This is a genomic window from Klebsiella sp. PK18 (assembly GCF_057784655.1).
The window spans coordinates 129,092-148,505 of the sequence record NZ_JBYNWC010000002.1; the positions used below are offsets into that span (position 1 = coordinate 129,092).

Here is a 19,414-nt window from a genome sequence, read left to right on the forward strand (position 1 = left end):
AGACGGACCATCCGATTCTCGCTCCCGGCGCTTTGAGCGTAATAGTCTTCGCGTTCTATTGAGGGAGTTTAAGAAATAATGTCCGTTGCTGAGTTTGTGATGGTTTGAAACCATGGTGAATGTAGAAATTTTTAGCTTCTTCGGTGAGTGCATGAACCATGATTGCACGTACACCAATATTCTCGGCAACCCGATAGCAACGAAGCACTGCATCATGAAGTAAATCAGCGCCAAGCCCTTTTCCGCGGAAAGAGAGATCGACAGCAAGACGGGCAAGTATAATAACAGGGATGGGATCGGGCATGTTACGCCGAAGATTGCCTGTCGCTTCTGTATGGTTGACGCTCCCGGTGGCCAGAGAGTAAAAACCGGCTACTTGTTTCGTGTCTTTTTTACACACTACAAACGTTCTGGCCGATCCGAGAGCCTGGTTTTTGAGGCCTTTCTGCTTTAACCAGTCATCCAGAACAGTTTCACCGCAAACGAATTCCGCCACCTGATGAAAGCTGGATAAAGGTTCTGGTACTGTTACACGTCCCACTGAGGTTTCCTTGCCAGCAGTTTATCTATGGCAGGATCATCTGCAACAGGGGCATCAAGCATGTCGATGAATTCGGCATATTGTTCATCGTTAAAATTAAAGACCCGGCGATCGAGGATCACGTTCTCAGCGGCCTGACAGGCCATTTCCAGGATGAAGTCTGTTCGTGATTTGTGAAGAATTTCCGCAGCAGCATCAATGAGCGCCCGCTGTGATTCCTTTGCTCTAAGATTAAGTTGAACATCTGATTTCATGAGACACCTCTGTATAGCATTTGCTTTACAAAGATAGCATAATATTCATGTATAGCAAACGTTATACAATTATTTATCTTCTTTGGTATGCGAAGTTCTGAAGTTCACTTTGCGCTAAAAGCAGCGTTAGACAAAGGAAAGAGCTTAATCCATCCAACACATTAGTCCTACAAACATGATGGCTCGCAACGATTACTTAGCCGCTCTCAACAACTCCCCAACCAGACAGATTGAAGGTTGAAAGAAAAAAACATTTCCATTATTCTAGAAATATAGAATCATTGATTGTGAGAACGATTATGGAACTTATCAGTGCGTCGACGGTGCTGAAAGAACTTGGGCATGCTACAAGGCTAGGGATTTACAAAAAATTGGTCAAAGCAGGGCCTCAGGGCCTGCCCGTGGGCGATCTACAGAAGCAACTTGAGATCCCAGCATCGACACTGAGTCATCATATTTCATCCCTGATATCAGTAGCGCTGGTTCGTCAGGAACGTCAGGGAAGAACTCTGTATTGCCATGCCTGCTATGAAAAACTTAGTGCGCTGATTGCCTTTCTGACGGAAGAATGTTGCACAGGCGCAGATGGACTGCACAATACCAATAACGACGTCGGAGAATAATATGCCCACTGAACTTAAGAATGTTGATGCAGGCCTGTTCGATACCTCCATCACAGAGGCAAAATTCCACGTACCTGCAATTCCCCACCCTCCCCGTATCCTGATGCTGTATGGCTCTGTACGTGAACGCTCATACAGTCGACTGGCAACAGAGGAAGCAGCAAGGTTGCTGACTGCCATGGGCGCAGAGGTGCGGATCTTCAATCCATCTGGCTTGCCTCTTCCTGACGATGCACCTGAAACGCATCCTAAAGTTATGGAACTGCGCGAGCTGGTTCGTTGGTCCGAAGGGATGGTTTGGTGTTCACCTGAACGCCATGGTGCGATGACCGGCATCATGAAGGCCCAGATTGACTGGATACCACTTTCGGAAGGCGCTGTTCGCCCTTCTCAGGGTAAGACGCTGGCCGTTATGCAGGTCTGCGGTGGCTCTCAGTCTTTCAATGCCGTAAACCAGATGCGTATTCTTGGCCGATGGATGCGGATGATCACCATCCCGAATCAGTCCTCTGTGGCAAAAGCCTGGCAGGAGTTTGATGAAGATGAACGAATGAAACCGTCGTCTTATTACGACCGCATCGTAGATGTAATGGAAGAACTGGTGAAATTTACTCTGCTGACCCGAGGTAACTCAGCCTATCTCGTTAATCGCTACAGCGAACGAAAAGAGTCGGCAGAAGAACTTTCCCGGCGAGTTAATCAGAGCAAAATTTGAGGGCTGGTATGAGTGATGTAACGGCATTCAACAACTGCATGAGCGTGTTCTGGCGGCAACATGAAGCCGAACTCGCTCGATTTCTGACATCGAAGACAGGCGATAGCGAAAAAGCAGCAGATCTTCTGCAAGAGCTATTCCTGCGTGCCCGCGCTCATTCAGACAGTTTTTGTGAGATGGAGAATCCACGAGCCTGGCTGTACCGGGCTGCGAGGAACCTGCTGATTGATGAGTACCGCACCACCAGGGATTTCGTTGAGCTGGAAGAAGATGCCCCATTAACTGACGCATCCCCTGAGGCAATCTCAACGCTGGGTATTTGCCTGCCTGAAACATTACAGGCATTACCTGAGGATGAGCGGTGGTTGATTGAAGAATCCGACCTTAACCGGCGTCCCCAGCAGTCTCTGGCCGATGAACTGGGAGTCACGCTTACGGCGTTTAAATCTCGACTACTTCGGGCCAGAAAGCACCTGAAAGAAGCGATGACAGAACTTTGCCAAATTGAGGCGGATGACACTTCTTCCGTCTGCTGCCACAAAAAAATGAATTAATCGCGCATCTTTTTCCCACCATCTTCGTTTACCTCAGTGTAAAGCCAATCGACTAAACACTGAGGTAAACAGTCCATGTCAAATATTGAGATCTTTGAAGCAGCAGGCTGCTGCGCAACCAGTAGCGTTGTGGTCAGCGACGAAGCCATCAAATGGAACGCCAGCGCCGAATGGGCGAAAAAAAATGGCGTTGATATTCAGCGCTACAGCCTTGCAAAGAACCCGCAACAGTTCCTGAATACGCCTGTCATTAAAGAGTTTCTGAACACATCAGGGATGGAGTCCCTTCCTGTCACCTTGCTCGACGGCAAGCTAGTGATGGCAGGCAAACTGCCAACTCGTGAAGATATCGCCCGTTGGGCAGGTATTCCGCTTACTCAGGACTGGAGTGAAGGCAGCACGCAACCACGCTGCTGCAGCATTCCACGCATGCCTTAATTCCAGAGGAGCTATTACTGATGAATATTCCATTTTTAAAAGACATTCCCCCGTTCATCTTCTTCACTGGCAAAGGTGGTGTGGGTAAAACATCCCTGGCATGTGCTACTGCGGTATGGCTGGCCGATCAGGGTAAGAGAACGCTTCTGGTGAGTACCGATCCGGCTTCCAATGTCGGCCAGGTATTTAGCCAGACTATCGGCCACCGAATCACAGATATCAGTACCGTAGAAAATCTTGCCGCTATGGAAGTTGATCCGATGGCTGCAGCACAGGCTTATCGTGACCGCGTGCTCGACCCGGTTCGCGGGCTGATGCCAGCCGATGTGGTCAGCAGTATTGAAGAGCAGCTCTCCGGCTCATGCACCACAGAAATCGCTGCGTTTGATGAGTTTACTGGTCTGCTGACCAATCATGAGCTGCGGGAAAAATATGACCATATCGTATTTGATACCGCGCCAACCGGTCACACCATCCGCATGCTTGAATTGCCGGGAGCCTGGAGCGGTTATCTCGAAGCGAACCCTGATGCCGCTGCAAACCTTGGACCTCTGGTAGGGCTTGAGAAACAACAGCACCAGTACTCCGATGCGGTTAAAGCGCTGTCCGACGCAGCTCTCACACGCTTAGTGCTGGTTGCCCGAGCTCAGGCTTCAACGCTGAAAGAGGTTTCTCATACGCACGATGAGCTTTCTGCTATTGGTTTGCAGCATCAACACCTTGCCATCAATGGTGTGCTGCCGCCGTTTGCTGGTGAGGATGACCCACTGGCGCAAAGTATTCTGGTTCGGGAAGAAAAAGCATTACAGGCAATGCCTGATAATCTGGCTAATCTTCCCCGCTCGCAGCTGTATCTGAAGCCATTTAACCTGGTCGGCCTGGAAGCCCTGCGGGAGCTATTTACCCAGAGCAAAGCCGCACCGGCTCTCCCTGATACCACGTTGAATGTTCTGGATTTACCGAAACTGTCTTCACTGGTTGATGAACTGAGCCAAACTGGCAATGGGCTGGTCATGACGATGGGTAAAGGCGGTGTAGGTAAAACGACCATTGCAGCGTCAGTCGCGGTATCGCTGGCGAAACGTGGTCATAAGGTCCACCTGACTACATCCGATCCGGCAGCACATCTGTCTTACACACTGGATGGCTCGCTGCCCAATCTTCAGGTCAGCCGTATCGACCCGAAGGTAGAGACAGAACGTTATCGCCGCTTTGTCCTGGAAAATCAGGGCAAAGGATTAGATGCAGAAGGGCTGGCGGTGCTTGAGGAAGACCTCCGCTCACCATGCACTGAAGAGATCGCCGTCTTCCAGGCATTCTCTCGGATCATCAAAGAAGCAGACGACCATTTTGTCATTATGGATACAGCCCCAACAGGTCACACGCTTCTGCTACTGGATGCAACAGGAGCCTATCACCGGGAAATGGTGCGCCAGATGGGGCAAACGCATGACAATTTGTTGACACCAATGATGCTATTGCAGGACCCGGAGAAGACGAAGGTGATTATCGTGACGCTTGCCGAAACGACACCTGTACTGGAAGCAGCAAACCTGCAGCAGGATTTGCGTCGTGCTGAAATTGAACCATGGGCATGGGTAATCAATAGCAGTCTGGCTGCTGCGAAACCGTCCTCACCGTTCCTCGTAACCCGAGCCAGTCGCGAACTGCCTCTGATAAATGACGTTACAGAGCAGTTTGCAGAGCGTATTGCATTAACACCGCTGCAGAATGAAGAACCAGTGGGTGCAGCTCTGCTGGCAAAAATGGCAGGCTAAAAGATGGGGCTGCGGCCCCATTTCCTGCAGTCAAACTTTTACTTATACAGGCTATAAGTTTAAGTATTTAACCTTCTGTCGCGAATTCCGGTAGCTTGTAAAGCATCATTACTGGAGTAACACGATGCACATTATTAATGCTGAAGAACAGCACATTACCGCGATACGCAATATCTATGCTCACCATGTTCTGCATGGTACAGGTAGCTTCGAAACCGAACCTCCGGATACGCAGGAAATGCTTAACCGACTGAGGAGCATTCAGTCTCGGGGATTTCCTTGGTATGTCGCTCTGCATGGCGATACGGTCATCGGCTACTGTTATATTTCCCGTTACCGCGAACGCCATGCCTATCGGTTTACAGTTGAAAATTCGATATATATTGATCCGACTTATCAGCGCCAGGGCGTCGGAAAAGCACTGCTCAATCATGCATTAAAATGGGCCGAGTCCCAGGGATATCGTCAGATGATTGCTGTCGTAGGTGACAGCGCTAACGTCGCTTCTGTTGCGCTTCATATCCGCACAGGATTTACTGAAATAGGCACATTAAAAGACATTGGTTTCAAACATGGCCGCTGGCTTGACACGGTTTTGCTGCAAATGAAACTTGGTGAAGGGAATCGTACTCTGCCAGAAGATTCAGATCTTATGCTCTGAGGCAGGAATAAGGGGGCGTCTGCCCCCTTTATCTTTATTTCAATCGCTTACCTGTTTCATCAACGACTTTCTCGCCGTCTTCCTTAGCAAATGCGCCTTTTTGCGCATCCGGAAGAATATCCAGCACCACTTCGGAAGGGCGGCAAAGGCGCGTTCCCAGCGGTGTCACCACAATCGGACGGTTAATCAGGATCGGATACTGAAGCATAAAATCGATTAACTCACCGTCAGTAAACTTATCTTCAGCAAGCCCCAGTTCTTCATAAGGCTCGACGTTTTTGCGCAGCAAAGCCCGGACTGAAATGCCCATATCTGCAATGAGTTTGACCAGCTCATCGCGTGAAGGTGGATTTTCAAGGTAATGAATAACGGTCGGTTCATTACCACTGTTGCGGATCATCTCCAGCGTATTACGCGACGTGCCGCAGGCCGGGTTGTGATAAATGGTGATGTTGCTCATATCAGTATCTCATTACAAAGTGAAAGAGAGACGTAACGCCAGCGCTGCCAGCGTTACAAACAGCACAGGCAGAGTCATGACGATCCCGGTGCGGAAATAGTATCCCCAGGTGATGGTCATATTCTTCTGTGAAAGGACATGCAGCCAGAGCAGCGTTGCCAGGCTACCTATAGGTGTAATTTTCGGGCCCAGATCGCAGCCAATCACGTTGGCGTAGATCATCGCCTCTTTAATAACGCCAGTTGCAGTGCTTCCATCGATAGAAAGAGCGCCAACCAGCACGGTAGGCATGTTGTTCATGATGGAAGACAGGAAAGCCGTCAGGAAGCCAGTACCCAGCGTCGCAGCCCAGAGTCCTTTATCCGCCAGTACGTTCAGCACTCCTGAAAGGTATTCGGTTAGCCCGGCGTTGCGCAGACCGTAGACCACCAGGTACATCCCCAATGAGAAGATGACGATTTGCCAGGGTGCGCCACGCAGCACTTTGCCGGTGTTAATGGCATGGCCTCGTTTAGCTACCGCAAACAGGATCACAGCACCAACAGCCGCAATCGCACTAACGGGAATCCCGAGCGGCTCGAGGACGAAAAAACCTACCAACAGAAGAATCAAAACTATCCAGCCGGTGCGGAACGTAGCAGGATCTTTTATTGCTTTTGTCGGAGCTTTCAGGAGCGCCAGGTTGTAAGTCGGTGGAATATCCTTGCGGAAGAACAGATGCAGCATCGCCAGCGTGGCGATAATAGCGGCAATATCAACCGGAACCATCACCGACGCATATTCGGTGAATCCCAGACCAAAAAAGTCCGCCGAGACTATATTCACCAGGTTCGACACGATAAGCGGCAGGCTGGCCGTATCGGCAATAAAACCGGCTGCCATGACAAATGCCAGTGTCGTACCTTTGCTGAACCCTAATGCCAGCAGCATGGCGATGACTATCGGCGTCAGAATAAGTGCCGCACCATCGTTGGCAAACAGTGCCGCCACCGCCGCACCGAGCAGAACGATATACGTAAAGAGCAAACGTCCACGACCGTTACCCCATCGGGAAACGTGCAGCGCTGCCCATTCGAAAAAGCCGGATTCATCAAGCAGCAGGCTGATAATAATTACGGCAATAAAGGTCGCCGTAGCGTTCCAGACGATATTCCACACCACCGGAATATCCCCCACATGCACAACGCCAGATATCAGAGCCAGTCCCGCGCCCAGCATTGCACTCCAGCCGATCCCTAATCCCTTTGGTTGCCAGATAACCAAAACAATGGTCAGGACAAAAATAGCGCCTGCCAGTAACATAAAACCTCCTGACAGGGCGACTTTGCCGCCCTGTATATGCAAAAAAATTAACTCATCAACTCTCTGAGCTTTTCAATACCAGCTGGCTCTGACGTCAGCACCGGAACAAGCGCTATACGGTTAGCGTACTGATTCTTAACAGCCTCAATCTGAGGCTGTTCCTGACGAGCACGCTGGCAAAGCAACGGAGAACGCGTATCCGCAATGGAAAGGCTGTTATTGATAATCCAGCCCCACGGATGAATCCCCGCTCTTTCAAGGTCAGCCTGCAGGTTTGCCGCTTCCAGCACCGGTGTGGTTTCAGGAAGCGTAACCAGCAGAACTTTGGTTCTATCCGGATCCTGAAGCTGCATCATTGGGGTAGTAAAATGACCTTTACTCCCCATTTTTTTGGCAATCTCTCGGTGGTAAGCCCCGGTCGCATCCAGCAGCAACAGCGTATGTCCCGTAGGGGCAGTATCCATGACCACAAACCGTTTACCCGCTTCACGAATCACCCTGGAAAAGGCCTGAAACACGGCAATTTCTTCAGTACAGGGAGAGCGTAAATCCTCTTCCAGTAGCCGTTTCCCTGCTTCGTCCAGATCTCTTCCCTTCGTCTCAAGAACATGCTGGCGATAGCGTTCGGTTTCATCGTGAGGGTTGATGCGGCTGACCTGCAGGTTTTTGAGGCTGCCGTTCAGCGTTGTACTCAGGTGCGCAGCAGGATCAGAGGTCGTAAGATGCACGTCAAATCCCATGTCTGCCAGCCTGACGGCTATAGCCGCAGCCATCGTGGTTTTCCCTACACCACCTTTTCCCATCAGCATAATCAGGCCGTGTTCACTGCGAGCGATATCATCGACCAGGCCAGAGAGTGATAAGTTTTCAGGCGTGTACAGGATGTTCGTTACCGGGAGCGGTAATGTCTCAGAACGGGTATCCAGCAGTCCCTTCAATGCTGAAACACCAACCATATTGACTGGCTGTAGTAATAGGGTATCTGTCGGCAACTCAGATAACCCGGAAGGAAGATTTGCCAGCGCCTCCTGCTCTCGTTGCCATATCGCAGCGGCCAGGGCGTCATGTTCAGCTTCGGCTTTAGGCAGCACACCATTAATGACGAGATACTGATTTTTAAGGCCAATGGCTGACAGTTCTTCATGAGTGCGGGCAACTTCCTGCAATGTGGATTTTTGCAATCGCGCGACCAGCACCAGGCGAGTACGTTCAGGATCGGATAATGCCTCAACTGCATGAGCATATTGCTCGCGTTGCTTTTCCAGCCCGGCCATTGGGCCAAGACAGGAAGCACCATCCGGGTTACTTTCGATGAAGCTGCTCCAGGCTCCGGGAAGCTGAAGAAGGCGAATAGTGTGGCCCGTTGGGGCAGTATCAAAAATGATGTGATCGAAGCGGGTCAGCAGAGAAGCGTCTGTCAATAAGCCGGTGAACTCATCAAACGCCGCAATCTCAGTGGTACAGGCTCCTGAAAGCTGTTCACTGATGCTGTTAACAACGTCATCAGGCAAAAGACCTTTAATAGGGTCAACGATTCTGGCGCGGTATTGCTGGGCGGCGTCCTGCGGATCAATCTCCAGTGCGGAAAGTCCATGAACTGCTGTCACAGGGCGAATCGTGTTACCGATAGCCTGATCGAATACCTGACCGACATTGGAGGCTGGGTCGGTACTGACAAGCAAAACCCGCTTACCCTGTTCGGCAAGGCGAATAGCCGTCGCGCAGGAAATGGAAGTTTTTCCTACACCTCCCTTGCCAGTAAAAAACAGGTAAGGCGGGATATTCTGTAAGAATTTCATATGTCCTCCTGACATACTCAGCAACAGGAAGTATTACCACCACAGCAACTGATGGGAGCTAGCCCTACCTTCTCCAGCGGAATACCGAACCAGCGAGCCAGCTCGGCGCGTTTTGGGTATCGCCCTGCCATCACCGTTTCACCGTCCAACAGCAGTAACGGAAGCCCTTCTGCACCAGATGCTTCGAGGAATGCTTTCGCTTTCTCATTCTGAACAAAACTCATGGGCTGCTGCGCCAGGTTGTAACGTTCAACCTGTACGCCACGTCCTTTCAGCCACTGCACATCAGCAGAAAAATCAACCAGAACCTGATCGACATCTGAGCCACATACGCCGGTACTGCAGCACATTGCCGGGTCAAACACCGTTAACGTTTTCATTCTGAATACCTCACATTCGAAAAATCACATATATTAAGGCAAATTTTTTAGATACAAACAGCCTTACCGCTGCCAGAGCAGTTTGCTGATGCCAGCTTACGGGCGATGGCTTGCACGTCGTCCTGTTGGCTTAACCAGGCCAGCTCAATTACTTGAGCAGCCCAGGAAGGAATTTGCGGAGAAAGGCGGTAATGAACCCACTTGCCCTGTTTGCGATCCAGCAATAGTCCACTTTCCCGGAGCATTGCCAGATGGCGGGAGATCTTGGGCTGAGACTGTTCCAATGCAGTGCAGAGATCACACACGCACAGCTCCCCCATCTCCCTGAGCAGCAACACGATACCCAAACGGGTTTCATCGGAGAGGTATTTGAAGAGTTGTAGGGTAGTTAGTTTCATCAGTACTCCTTCTCATTTGGTAACAGGATACGCTCTGGGAATTTAAAATCAATAACACATGTGGAAAATCAGATGTATTGATGGCCGGTGACGCAATGGTCACGAATACCAGACGCTTTCTTTAACTCAATTAGCCTTAAACGCAAGAACTCAGAGCATACAAATCACTCATATTTAAACGCTTTCTTTAAAGCTGCATCAACTAAAAATCGGCTGATTAAATGCGCAATGGATGGAATTTCAGACGGTATTCAACTGGGCTGAGACCGTTAAATTTAAGGCTGATTCGCCGGGTGTTGTAGTACCGAATGTAATCCTCAATAGCATCCTTAAGTTCATCTATATCCTTAAATTTACCGAGGTAAAAGCATTCTGATTTTAAAGTCCCGAAAAAGCATTCTGCACAGGCGTTATCCAGGCAGTTACCTTTGCGGGACATACTTTGCGTGACGCCAAAATCGCGGAGCTGATACTGGTACCATCGATGACGGTACTGCCAGCCCTGATCTGAATGAAGAACTGGCTTGCTGTTTGGATCCATTCTGGCAAATGCCTTAATCAACATCTCATCAATCATCGGCATGGTTTGTAGGAAATAACTTCGTTATTGAAGAGGTCGATGATGGGAGAAAGATAGAGTTTCCGGCCATTTACAGCGAATTCAGTGACATCGGTGACCCATTTTTCATTGGGCCGGCTGGCTTTGAAATTTCGTTGCAGGATATTGTCAGCAGCGCGCCCATGTTCACCCCGCCATGAACTGTAACGCTTAACTCTTATCGCAGCTTTGAGACGAAGCACATTCATCAGACGTTGAACCACTTTGTGGTTCAACGCTCCTCCCTCTCTTCTGAGCGCCAGTGCTATCCGCCGATAACCATAGCGGCCCTGGTTCTCATCATAGATCTCTTTGATTCTGCATTTCACTTCATCGTATTTTCCCGGAGAGCGGAGTGCTTTCAGGTGATAGTAAAACGTACTCCTGGGTATCTGAGCTATCTGCAAAAGCTGCTCGAACGAATAGTGCTGCCTCAGTTCGTCGATAATTCTGACCTTATCCCTTATCGAACTAAGGCTTTCAACTTTTTTAAATAAAGTATCCGTAATTCCAGGCGGCGGACTTTTTGTTCAAGTTCCTGAATACGTTTATCTTTCGAACGCTCCAGTGCTGCCTCAAGCGCAACAGGATCATCAATCATATGAAGTGCCCTTTTTTTGCCAATACGGAGAGAACGAAGCCCTTCCTCTCCATGTTCGCTGAAGACCTTCATCCACTTCCCAACAGAGGCCGAACCCGCGACGTTAAATTTCGCTGCAGCCTGCGTCTGGGAAATCTGCCCCGTCAGTACAGCCTTTACGGCTTCGACTCTGATATCGGGAGCGATTGATACGCCCTTATCCCTGGGCTTCAGACCTTCTTCTCCATAAGCATCATAGGCTGCAACCCATATTCTTACCTGGGTTCTGGGAACGTTAAAGCGAGCTGAAGTTAAACGATAGCCTTCATCGGTAGCGAAATAGTGCATAACCACTTCGAGGCGCTGTTGAAAGGTGTACTTACGTCTGGACATGGGACTCTCCAATTTGAGAGTCCAACTAAATGGGTGCAGTGCATGGGTTAATGAAAATTAACTACGGGGCTTTCTGCTTTCTGCCACACAACACGGTAACAAACCACCTTCACGTCATGAGGCAAAAAGCCTCAAGCGCCACCGCCAGTATACCTTACCCGCTGCCATACTGACCAGGCATCGCGCCATCATCGTTCTGATTTGCCGCGAAAATACCCGGGTCTGCTCTCAAGCTCCCGCTCGATCAGCTCGTCGGCAAACAAGGGCGCAATCCTGTTGATGCGGCGAACCAGATTCCGGTGGCGGGCGGCGGCTTTCCGCTCGTCGCTCCAGCGCTTAATCTGCCTCTCGTCCAGAAAATCCACGCATACCGCATATCCCGCGCCCGCCACCCAGCAAGACATCACTTCTTCAGGTGCCGCCTGCCCTGCCTCCACGACAACGGAAACCAGCTCCTGTGGACCCGGGCAGGGCCTGTGCGGCAGTTTCCAGCGCAGGGAATAGCGCCACTTCATCCGTGGCTCCGGTGTGTCAGCTTGTTCGGGACCTGCCAGCGTTCTGCCTGACGCACAGACTCCGGCGTCTCTCTCACAATGAAGCTGATTTCATGCATGACACCATACAGCGGCTCCCCGGCATCCCGCAGCCAGTCCAGAGAGGCCAGCGAGGCATATCGCGATCGCCAGTGCCAGAAGGCAGGGGCAAGCTCACGCGCGTCAAACTCACCGGCCCACCGGCGGTACCAGCTGATGACCGTTTCCGGTGACTGGAAATTCAGCTCCGTGACGGCCTGTCCCAGCAGGTTCTGCCGTAATCGCCAGTGATGCACCATTGCGCGTTCTTCCCGACGCATCTTACGGGTAAAGGCGAGGCTGCTGCGCTGTTTCCGGCGCTCAGTCCGGCTGTGCTGCACCTCGGGGAACAGTTCGGCCTGAACATCAACCGGCAGCGGCAGCGGGCAGCACTCCCCGTGACTGGCAATCAGTGCATCGAGCGCCTCTTCCACCTGTTTAAGACTGCTCAGACGATGTTTCGGGTCCCAGTTCAGGCCGGGAATGCGCTGCGCCACGGTCGTGTTCATACGGCTGTTCCCGGTCAGCAGGCGCAGGAAAGTACGCACGTGTGGCGCTGCAGACAGACGAGCACCGCGCTGGCGGGCATTCTCCACGGTCATGATGGCCTGCAGCGCAGCCTGCCGGGCAGGCTGCAGGGTGACAAGGGAACGGGACGAAGGGATCATTGTGCGCCCTCCTGTTCCAGCGTACTGATGATACTGGCGCAGGAATATCCGTCAGTATCGAGACACGCTATCAATGCCAGCGTGTGGGAGATCAACTCCGGGTTAAATGCTTCCATGCTGCGAACAACAGAGAACGGCTGGCCACCACGTGTCACAAAGACGATCATCCAGCGCTCACTCAACTCTCCGGGGCTGCAGACAGCGACATCAAAATGGCAATGGGCCGGAGAAAAGCGGATCTGAACCGGGAAAAAACCGCCAAACTCACTGCGATATTCACCGTTCACGGACCAGCCTGACGGCAGATGCAGAACACGCATCACAGCATGGGTCAGCTCACGGCGAAAATCTTCACCGGCAGCGCGGTAATCTTCCAGCTCGTCGATGGACATGGTTTTCAGGACGTCCAGAGTCAGTAACGTTTTCATTTTCAGTCTCCTTATCGCCGCCCCGCAGGGCGGCGTCTCCGTTATCAGGCAGCGTGTGAAGTCGGTTCGTCAGTGTCCGGGGCAGCATGTGCATCGTCCGGCTTTGCGGCATCCGGGGACTGCATCCAGCCCGGTACCCAGCGGGAGCCGGAGAGCCATTGTTCCGCATGGCTGGCAGCATCACCCTTCTTCATTTTTTCGGCATCCGAGGCGGCTCCGGTCAGCCCGGCCTCCTTCAGCGCCGCCACAATCTGGGCCTTGCTGAGCAGCCCGAGGAAGTTATCCGCTGTCGGCTGCCACCAGTCGCGCAGATGAAATCCCAGCGCCGCCTCCACGCCATCGAGGTCACTGCGGCGGGTATGTCCACATTCACGGGTCTGGACACCGTCTACGGAACAGGCAGTACAGAAGGCCATCAGCGACATCAGGGTCTGTCCGTCGAGGGTAAAGAAGGTGGTGAAATCTTTCTGCCACCCCTCCGGCAGCAGGGCTTCCAGACGGGCTTTCTCCTGCATCAGATACCGCCATGCCTGACCTTCCTCTCCGGTCGGGGCTTCACTGGTCAGGCCGCTGTGATGCACCTCAAGGCGCAGGACGAACGGATGCCGGGTGGTGGTGCAGTAGTCAAACACGCAACTGCACAGCCGCCAGACCATCAGGGCCACGGCTTTCTGTGGCTGCTTAACCAGTTCGGCCTGAACCGCCAGTGTCCTTTCTGAAGACATTTTTTTCAGCAACGGTACGCTGATGCCCTCTGCCGCATCCGGGATACTGCGGGTGACCACATGTACGGCAGCCTGATCGCCACCGTGTTCCCCGACGTCAGAGACCGCCGTCTGGATCTTCTTCTGGACACCACGCTGGACGCAAAGCTCACCGTCATACAGACTGACCACCACGCCACAGGCCGCTTTCTGCTCCGGTGTCCACGCCCGAACTGACGCCGCATTTTCAATCTCATCAATCAGCACCTGAATCGCGGCTTCATACTCAAAAGTTTCTGTTGCCTCCAGCGTGGCGTACAGTTTATCAAGACGCTGCAGCTCCTCAGCGCTGAATTCCCCCTCCGGCGCCGGCAGCACCAGATAATGCTCGCGGTCATCGCCGTAGTTTCTGACGGATCCCTCACGAGCCAGTGACCATGACCAGCCTTCCTGTTGTTCGATGGCCAGCGCAGCCGCCGCCAGCTTCTCCTGAACCAGACGCTCAACCAGTACCCCGTCAGCCGTTCCGTCTCCCTCCTGGGCGCTGAACAGATCCTCACGCACCACGCCCCCGGCGGCCTCATACGCTTCACGACCGATAAACACGAAGCGGGAGTGGGTTACGGCGATTTCCGTATCCGTGATGGCCCGCTTCAGCAGGTGAGCGGGTGTGCTGCCGTATGAGGTTTTCACCTGGTCATACACCTGCACCTGACGTGCCGGGTCGCTCTCCAGACTCAGGGCCTGACACTGCTCCACGTCGAGTTTGTCCTCTGCCAGCAGGGTGATCAGTTCCGGGGCGAGGTTTGCCAGCTTCAGCATCCGCTGAACGTGACGGGCACTGTAGCCCAGCAGGTCCCCGATTTGAGCCGGGGTTTTCCCCTCTTCTGACAGGGTGCGGAACCCGCTGATTTGCTCTGCCGGATGCATGGCCACCCGCTGGTTGTTCTCGACCATCGAGGCAACCATCGCCAGGTCGTCACTGACACGCTTGGCGACAACGAGATACCCGGCATCGATGCGCTGCTCGCTGAGCAACTGTTGCAGGGCGGCAAGACGGCGGCCACCTGCAGCCACCCCTGACATACCGTCCGGCAGCGAGTGAACCACCAGATTCTGGATCAGGCCGATCGCCATGATGGAGTCAGCCATCTCCCGGACACTGTCAGCCGGATAGGGGATCGTGCGAACGTTCAGCGGGGATTTGACCAGCGCCGACAGCGGCACCATCTCAACCTGAGCAGCCTCAAGCGCGGCTTTCAGGGCGGCGGATTCGGCAGGGTTCACCGATTTTTTGCTGGTTTTAACCGGCGCTTTTGCTTTAGACTCGGTCACTGACATAATTGATTTCTCTCCGATATTGGTTAATGTCTGCCGGGCAGACCCATCTGCCCGGCACCTATTACGGCTTATTGCGTTTTGCGTAGTCCGTAGTCCCGGATGTAACGGTTCATCATGTCCTCGCCGCCCGGTTCAAAATTCCAGACGCGCCAGATCATGCTGCCGTCATCCTGATGACGGACGACAAGGCGAAAATGGGTCCCCTGGTCATCTTCAATCGCCACATTCTGATACTGCGCTGCGACAACCTGAGCCTGCTCGCGGGTAAACGTGCCATCCGGCAGGGATTCAAGCGGGGACAAAACGTTATGGTCCATGTGTTTCTCCTTTTCTGCCCCGCCTGAACGGGGCGTCTTCATCGTGGTTTAAAAGGGCGCGTCATCATCCATTGGTGGGAAATCATCCGGGAGTGGCTGAGGCGGTTGCTGAGACGGATCCGCATCCTGACGGCCTTTCTTACCGCCCTTCGCTTTCGGGGATTTAGCCGGGGCCTGAGCAGGTTGTGCCGGGGCGGCAGGACTCTGCGGCTGCGCGGCGCTCTCAGGCACACCGGATTCACGGCGGCCGCCGAGCATCTGCAGGGTGCCGTTCTGGCCGACCAGCACCTCGGTGACGTAGCGCGTGACTCCGGCATCGTCCTGCCAGTTGCGGGTGCGCAGCTGGCCCTCGATGTAGACCTGCGCGCCTTTACGCAGGTATTCACCCGCCACTTCCGCGAGCTTGCCGAAGATCACCACACGGTGCCATTCGGTGTTTTCGCGCATCTCTCCCGTCTGCTTGTCACGCCATGTTTCAGACGTGGCCAGCGTCAGATTGGCCACTGCGCCCCCGTTGGGCATGTAACGCACGTCCGGGTCCTGTCCCAGATGTCCGACCAGAATGACTTTGTTAACGCCACGTGCTGCCATGATGAATCTCCTTACTCTGTTGTTTTGTCTTTAAAAACCATCACCCGTTGAGTTGCCGGGGCCGCGGTTTTGACTTTGTGCGGGGACCTGCTGAACCTGCCCCCTGGTTGTTACCTTCACCCGTTTGAGAGCCGTTCGCCGCAAGGGCAAAGACGCCACGGCCTGACGCATCTGTCCGGGGCAGGACACAAAAGTTTTTGCGGTTCCATGCAAAAAGTTTTGTGGACTGTTCATTACACCCTGGACAGCCAATGCGACAGGTTGTGGCTATGTCAGCCCGGGCGAATGGACTCAATCGGGTGATTCGGGTACCAGGGGAAAGGAGCAGGCACCCGCCGCAACGACGGAACGCGCGGGCGCGAAACGGCGTTGCCCTGCAGAGTGCCGGCAATCCTTCGCCGGCACGGTGAAAGCGGCGCGACCGGAACGGTCGCAGCAAGCGCTGCCGTTGACACTGGACATCAGACACTAGCCGGCAGGCCCGAAACCGCGTAGCGGGTTCGGCGGAGCTTACCGCGTCTTTTCGCGGTTAGCGGAGTGTGGCTCGACGACTGAACCGCGCCAGCGGGTCAGGAGCCGAAGGTGGCCCCGGGGCAGATTGTGTGAAAAGAAAGTTAAACAGAGGAAGAGCTGCAGCAAGGTGGAGAGTACCGGTAGGTCTGGTCAGGTCAGGTCAGGACTGAGATTCTCCCTTCTCTTTTCTGTACTGAACAACGCAGTACCAGGCAGAAGCCAGGAAAGCGAAAACGGTGATCAGGACACGAAATTCGTCACCCGGCTCTTTCCCCTGCAGCATCAGCGTTATGATGATGCCGGCAACGATAATCCACGCCATGCCACTCCAGAGGCGCAGCTTATCCGCCACGACATTAATCAGAACAAAAGCAACGGCCAGGATAGCCCCCCACAGAGCCGGAACAGGCTGAAACGGAATAAAAAACAGATTAATACCGGTTAAAAGCGTCACGGCAGCAAACATCAGAGACATACGCACAGATTACCCTCTCTGGACACACTGAGAAAGAAAATCAATTCTGCTGATCATCGCCCGGTTTATTATATTCGGGTGCATTTGCGCGCGGCAGCTGCTGACTGTTCAGTCGATGTACGCGGAGCCGTTCATGGAAATATTCGCGCAGGTGTTCAGGCTGTTCCCGTTCAACAAGTTCCGGCTCGACGGGCTTGCTCATCCTTTCCTGCCAGGCGACAGCAGCGGCCACCTTATCGACGGCAACGTTGTCCTGCTCCTCTTTTGGAAAAGAGGCGATATTCCACTTTGACATATGTATCACCGGTCTGCTTTACAGGAATATATCCCTGATAATACGCGTATTCCCGGGCAACGGCGACTGACAACGGAGAGGAGAGTGCGCGGCGCCGGAGGCGCGGCGATGTATCTCTCCGGCAGGCGCAGCCTGCCAGGGTTTTGCGCGCGGGCTGACAGGTGCCCTCCGGCCCGGACGCCTGTCATCGAGCTTACTGATTACTGCCCTTTACCGCCCTGTAAGATGAAGTGCCCGCCGATGTAGACGGCACACTGGCAGGTCATGTAATAGCAGATTTCATCCATCACCTGGGCGGTGGTCAGTTCCCGCTGACCGGCATCGCGGCGGCGGGCATTCATCAGGGCTTTGTACTGTCGCAGGATATCGCGGCTTTGTGGTGCAAGTTTCATGTGCTTTCTCCTTAACCGGCGGGCTTCCCCGCCGGATAGTAATCAGTTGCTGAATACATAGCCTTCATGGAAGACATAGCCGCTGCTGAACAGATCCCGCGCGTAAGCCTCATAATCGAAATAGACGCGCAGGAATTCAGGCACCTCGTTTAACAGGCCGTGATCCTCCACAAAGCCATAAGCAAAATCCTCCTCGCTTTCAGCCTCGCCACAATACGCATCATCAAAGGCGTCATAGTCGCACTCGCCGGTATATTCCGCCCAGGCCACAAACGCGGCGGCGCGTCCTTCGTCCTGCGCCTGCCGGAATGCCTCGATAAACGCCCACTTAACAGAGGATTCAGAGGCAAACTGAGACGGGATCCCTTCCCAGTCCTGAAACATAAACTCGGGGTCATCCTCTGCGGCATGCAACGCCCGGCAGGCGTCATAAAATTCGTCTTCGTCGTCGAAATCGGTTAAATCAAACCATTTGCCAAAAATACTGCCGCCGTTGTACTGGTGATATGTGCCCACGTAGACGGCCGGAACGGTTACTGATGAATTCATTTTTTCGTCTCCCTGCGGGGCGGCATGGCCGCCCCGGTCGTTAATCAGTCCAGCGCGGCGTAAATGGCACTGCATTCCGGGTGAAGGGTAATGTGATTCCAGAGCTGGGCATCACGCAGCATATAAAGGCGGGTCAGGGCCGGATTACTGCTGTCATGATTTGCCGCCAGACGACGGTTAACGGCCAGCGATGTCAGAATAATGCCCGCTGCGTCGGCGCTCACAATGCGGTCAAACCAGTTTTCACTGTTGACCAGATGAACCCGGCCACAATCCGGCATCATGTAACCGCCGCCCTCTGGCAGCCGGATAAAGTGCCAGAACTCACTGCTGTATTCAGGCATCCATTGTTTCGCCAGCGCATACACCTGCAATTCTGCGAGCATGAAATCCGTGCCGAACAGGTACGGCATAAAAGACAGGCGGTCACACTCTTCAACATTCAGGACGGGGCGTGTTGTCACATACTGCATGGTAAAACCTCCGTAATGACATGGACTGCGGCACCGGGTTGTGCCGTGCCGACACGTCAGCCCGGCGGAAAGCGGAAGATGCAGGGGCGACACCGGAGGCCGCAGCGCAGATAAAGCGCGAAGCGGGTCTGGACGGTTTTCGAGCGAAACCTGAGCGAGAAAACGACGGGAAGAACGGCGAGCATCATAAAAAACTGCGACCGGGTGAGGATGGCGGCGTCAGCGCACCCTTGCATCTGCAGCGGCCGGGCTATAGTGAAGGCACGGCACAGGCCGCACACGGTACAGCGATAACTGAGGGTTGTTTTCACTCAAAAGGCCCGGAAACCGGGCCGGGTAGATGCTGAGCCGACAAGATGACATCCTTATCGCACCGGACCTCCTGCGCCAGCTGGCTGACAAGGGAGAGGTCCCCTTCTCCCCTGACATTCTGGCCCGCAACATCAGAGATCTGAAGGCTCGGGCCTCTCTGACCACGTCACTTAAAGCCCGGCGATCAAACCGACGGCGGACCGGATCGTCTCTGAAACGCAGCAGACCAGTGATAACCCCTGCGCCCTCAATGGTTTCCTGCCGCTCGTTAACCAGGATGAGCAGAACCAGGCAGAATCGTCTACCTGGA

24 protein-coding genes and 2 pseudogenes are annotated in these 19,414 nt (G+C 53.4%); 6 read left to right on the plus strand and 20 right to left on the minus strand.

The window, feature by feature from the left end; all coding sequences use genetic code 11:
* Nucleotides 1-55 precede the first annotated feature (55 nt).
* Together AC3EMD_RS28060 and AC3EMD_RS28065 are read right to left on the minus strand one after the other, a co-directional pair.
* Nucleotides 56-541 carry a GNAT family N-acetyltransferase gene (locus tag AC3EMD_RS28060; RefSeq protein ID WP_013087172.1) on the minus strand — a complete coding sequence of 162 codons (486 nt, stop codon included), beginning with the start codon at nt 539-541 and terminating at the stop codon, nt 56-58.
* Nucleotides 529-795 (minus strand): type II toxin-antitoxin system TacA family antitoxin, encoded by a 267-nt coding sequence (locus AC3EMD_RS28065; RefSeq protein ID WP_012540086.1) that lies wholly within the window; start codon nt 793-795, stop codon nt 529-531. Before AC3EMD_RS28065 ends, AC3EMD_RS28060 begins: the two co-directional genes overlap by 13 nt.
* 299 nt (nt 796-1,094) lie before the next feature.
* On the opposite strand from AC3EMD_RS28065, the gene AC3EMD_RS28070 reads away from it, so the two are divergent.
* The 6 genes from AC3EMD_RS28070 to AC3EMD_RS28095 all read left to right on the plus strand — a co-directional run bounded on the left by AC3EMD_RS28070 (nt 1,095) and on the right by AC3EMD_RS28095 (nt 5,564).
* Nucleotides 1,095-1,418 (plus strand): ArsR/SmtB family transcription factor, encoded by a 324-nt coding sequence (locus AC3EMD_RS28070; protein ID WP_065907728.1) that lies wholly within the window; start codon nt 1,095-1,097, stop codon nt 1,416-1,418.
* A gap of 1 nt (nt 1,419) precedes the next feature.
* Nucleotides 1,420-2,133: an arsenical resistance protein ArsH gene (gene arsH, locus AC3EMD_RS28075; RefSeq protein WP_013087170.1), complete on the plus strand. Its 714-nt coding sequence runs from the start codon at nt 1,420-1,422 to the stop codon at nt 2,131-2,133.
* 8 nt (nt 2,134-2,141) lie between these two features.
* Nucleotides 2,142-2,687 carry a sigma-70 family RNA polymerase sigma factor gene (locus tag AC3EMD_RS28080; RefSeq protein ID WP_040107919.1) on the plus strand — a complete coding sequence of 182 codons (546 nt, stop codon included), beginning with the start codon at nt 2,142-2,144 and terminating at the stop codon, nt 2,685-2,687.
* 75 nt (nt 2,688-2,762) lie between these two features.
* The gene (locus AC3EMD_RS28085; RefSeq protein WP_013087168.1) at nt 2,763-3,125 is read left to right on the plus strand and encodes an arsenic metallochaperone ArsD family protein; all 363 of its coding nucleotides are present in this window, start codon (nt 2,763-2,765) and stop codon (nt 3,123-3,125) included.
* A 20-nt stretch (nt 3,126-3,145) separates the two neighbouring features.
* Complete coding sequence (arsA, locus tag AC3EMD_RS28090; protein WP_013087167.1) at nt 3,146-4,903, plus strand: arsenical pump-driving ATPase; 1,758 nt, start codon at nt 3,146-3,148, stop codon at nt 4,901-4,903.
* A 124-nt stretch (nt 4,904-5,027) separates the two neighbouring features.
* Nucleotides 5,028-5,564, plus strand: coding sequence for a GNAT family N-acetyltransferase (locus AC3EMD_RS28095; RefSeq protein ID WP_013087166.1), 537 nt, complete (start codon nt 5,028-5,030; stop codon nt 5,562-5,564).
* Between the two features lie 34 nt (nt 5,565-5,598).
* On the opposite strand, the gene arsC is transcribed toward AC3EMD_RS28095, so the two are convergent.
* From arsC to AC3EMD_RS28185, 18 genes and pseudogenes are all read right to left on the minus strand, one after another.
* On the minus strand, nt 5,599-6,024 hold the full coding sequence (arsC, locus tag AC3EMD_RS28100; protein ID WP_013087165.1) for a glutaredoxin-dependent arsenate reductase: 426 nt from the start codon (nt 6,022-6,024) through the stop codon (nt 5,599-5,601).
* Between the two features lie 12 nt (nt 6,025-6,036).
* The gene (gene arsB / locus AC3EMD_RS28105; protein WP_302074206.1) at nt 6,037-7,326 is read right to left on the minus strand and encodes an arsenite efflux transporter membrane subunit ArsB; all 1,290 of its coding nucleotides are present in this window, start codon (nt 7,324-7,326) and stop codon (nt 6,037-6,039) included.
* 47 nt (nt 7,327-7,373) lie between these two features.
* On the minus strand, nt 7,374-9,125 hold the full coding sequence (gene arsA / locus AC3EMD_RS28110; protein WP_040107917.1) for an arsenite efflux transporter ATPase subunit ArsA: 1,752 nt from the start codon (nt 9,123-9,125) through the stop codon (nt 7,374-7,376).
* A gap of 17 nt (nt 9,126-9,142) precedes the next feature.
* Nucleotides 9,143-9,505: an arsenite efflux transporter metallochaperone ArsD gene (gene arsD / locus AC3EMD_RS28115; RefSeq protein WP_012540111.1), complete on the minus strand. Its 363-nt coding sequence runs from the start codon at nt 9,503-9,505 to the stop codon at nt 9,143-9,145.
* Between the two features lie 47 nt (nt 9,506-9,552).
* On the minus strand, nt 9,553-9,903 hold the full coding sequence (gene arsR, locus AC3EMD_RS28120; protein WP_012540252.1) for an As(III)-sensing metalloregulatory transcriptional repressor ArsR: 351 nt from the start codon (nt 9,901-9,903) through the stop codon (nt 9,553-9,555).
* Nucleotides 9,904-10,120: 217 nt separating this feature from the next.
* Nucleotides 10,121-11,474, minus strand: a pseudogene (locus tag AC3EMD_RS28125) (IS3 family transposase).
* A gap of 188 nt (nt 11,475-11,662) precedes the next feature.
* Nucleotides 11,663-11,989 carry a hypothetical protein gene (locus AC3EMD_RS28130; RefSeq protein ID WP_038992719.1) on the minus strand — a complete coding sequence of 109 codons (327 nt, stop codon included), beginning with the start codon at nt 11,987-11,989 and terminating at the stop codon, nt 11,663-11,665.
* A complete protein-coding gene (locus AC3EMD_RS28135; RefSeq protein ID WP_040107916.1) occupies nt 11,986-12,714 on the minus strand; it encodes a plasmid SOS inhibition protein A in 729 nt (242 codons plus the stop codon). Before AC3EMD_RS28135 ends, AC3EMD_RS28130 begins: the two co-directional genes overlap by 4 nt.
* Nucleotides 12,711-13,142 carry a conjugation system SOS inhibitor PsiB gene (gene psiB, locus AC3EMD_RS28140; RefSeq protein ID WP_038992715.1) on the minus strand — a complete coding sequence of 144 codons (432 nt, stop codon included), beginning with the start codon at nt 13,140-13,142 and terminating at the stop codon, nt 12,711-12,713. The genes AC3EMD_RS28135 and psiB overlap by 4 nt, the downstream gene beginning before the upstream one ends.
* A gap of 44 nt (nt 13,143-13,186) precedes the next feature.
* A complete protein-coding gene (locus tag AC3EMD_RS28145) occupies nt 13,187-15,187 on the minus strand; it encodes a ParB/RepB/Spo0J family partition protein (protein ID WP_040107915.1) in 2,001 nt (666 codons plus the stop codon).
* A 68-nt stretch (nt 15,188-15,255) separates the two neighbouring features.
* Nucleotides 15,256-15,504, minus strand: a complete 249-nt coding sequence (locus AC3EMD_RS28150) for a DUF905 domain-containing protein (RefSeq protein WP_040107914.1) — start codon at nt 15,502-15,504, stop codon at nt 15,256-15,258.
* Nucleotides 15,505-15,552: 48 nt separating this feature from the next.
* On the minus strand, nt 15,553-16,095 hold the full coding sequence (ssb, locus tag AC3EMD_RS28155) for a single-stranded DNA-binding protein (protein WP_040107913.1): 543 nt from the start codon (nt 16,093-16,095) through the stop codon (nt 15,553-15,555).
* A 673-nt stretch (nt 16,096-16,768) separates the two neighbouring features.
* Complete coding sequence (locus tag AC3EMD_RS28160; RefSeq protein WP_023340975.1) at nt 16,769-17,089, minus strand: hypothetical protein; 321 nt, start codon at nt 17,087-17,089, stop codon at nt 16,769-16,771.
* 34 nt (nt 17,090-17,123) lie between these two features.
* The gene (locus AC3EMD_RS28165; protein ID WP_302074207.1) at nt 17,124-17,378 is read right to left on the minus strand and encodes a DNA polymerase III subunit theta; all 255 of its coding nucleotides are present in this window, start codon (nt 17,376-17,378) and stop codon (nt 17,124-17,126) included.
* A 200-nt stretch (nt 17,379-17,578) separates the two neighbouring features.
* Nucleotides 17,579-17,770 (minus strand): hypothetical protein, encoded by a 192-nt coding sequence (locus AC3EMD_RS28170; RefSeq protein WP_040107911.1) that lies wholly within the window; start codon nt 17,768-17,770, stop codon nt 17,579-17,581.
* A 42-nt stretch (nt 17,771-17,812) separates the two neighbouring features.
* Entirely contained in the window at nt 17,813-18,319 is a 507-nt protein-coding gene (locus tag AC3EMD_RS28175; RefSeq protein ID WP_046622857.1) for an antirestriction protein ArdA, read from the minus strand.
* A 44-nt stretch (nt 18,320-18,363) separates the two neighbouring features.
* Nucleotides 18,364-18,792 (minus strand): antirestriction protein, encoded by a 429-nt coding sequence (locus AC3EMD_RS28180; RefSeq protein ID WP_040107910.1) that lies wholly within the window; start codon nt 18,790-18,792, stop codon nt 18,364-18,366.
* A 219-nt stretch (nt 18,793-19,011) separates the two neighbouring features.
* A pseudogene (locus tag AC3EMD_RS28185) lies at nt 19,012-19,404 on the minus strand (hypothetical protein); the annotation flags it as partial.
* Nucleotides 19,405-19,414 lie beyond the last annotated feature (10 nt).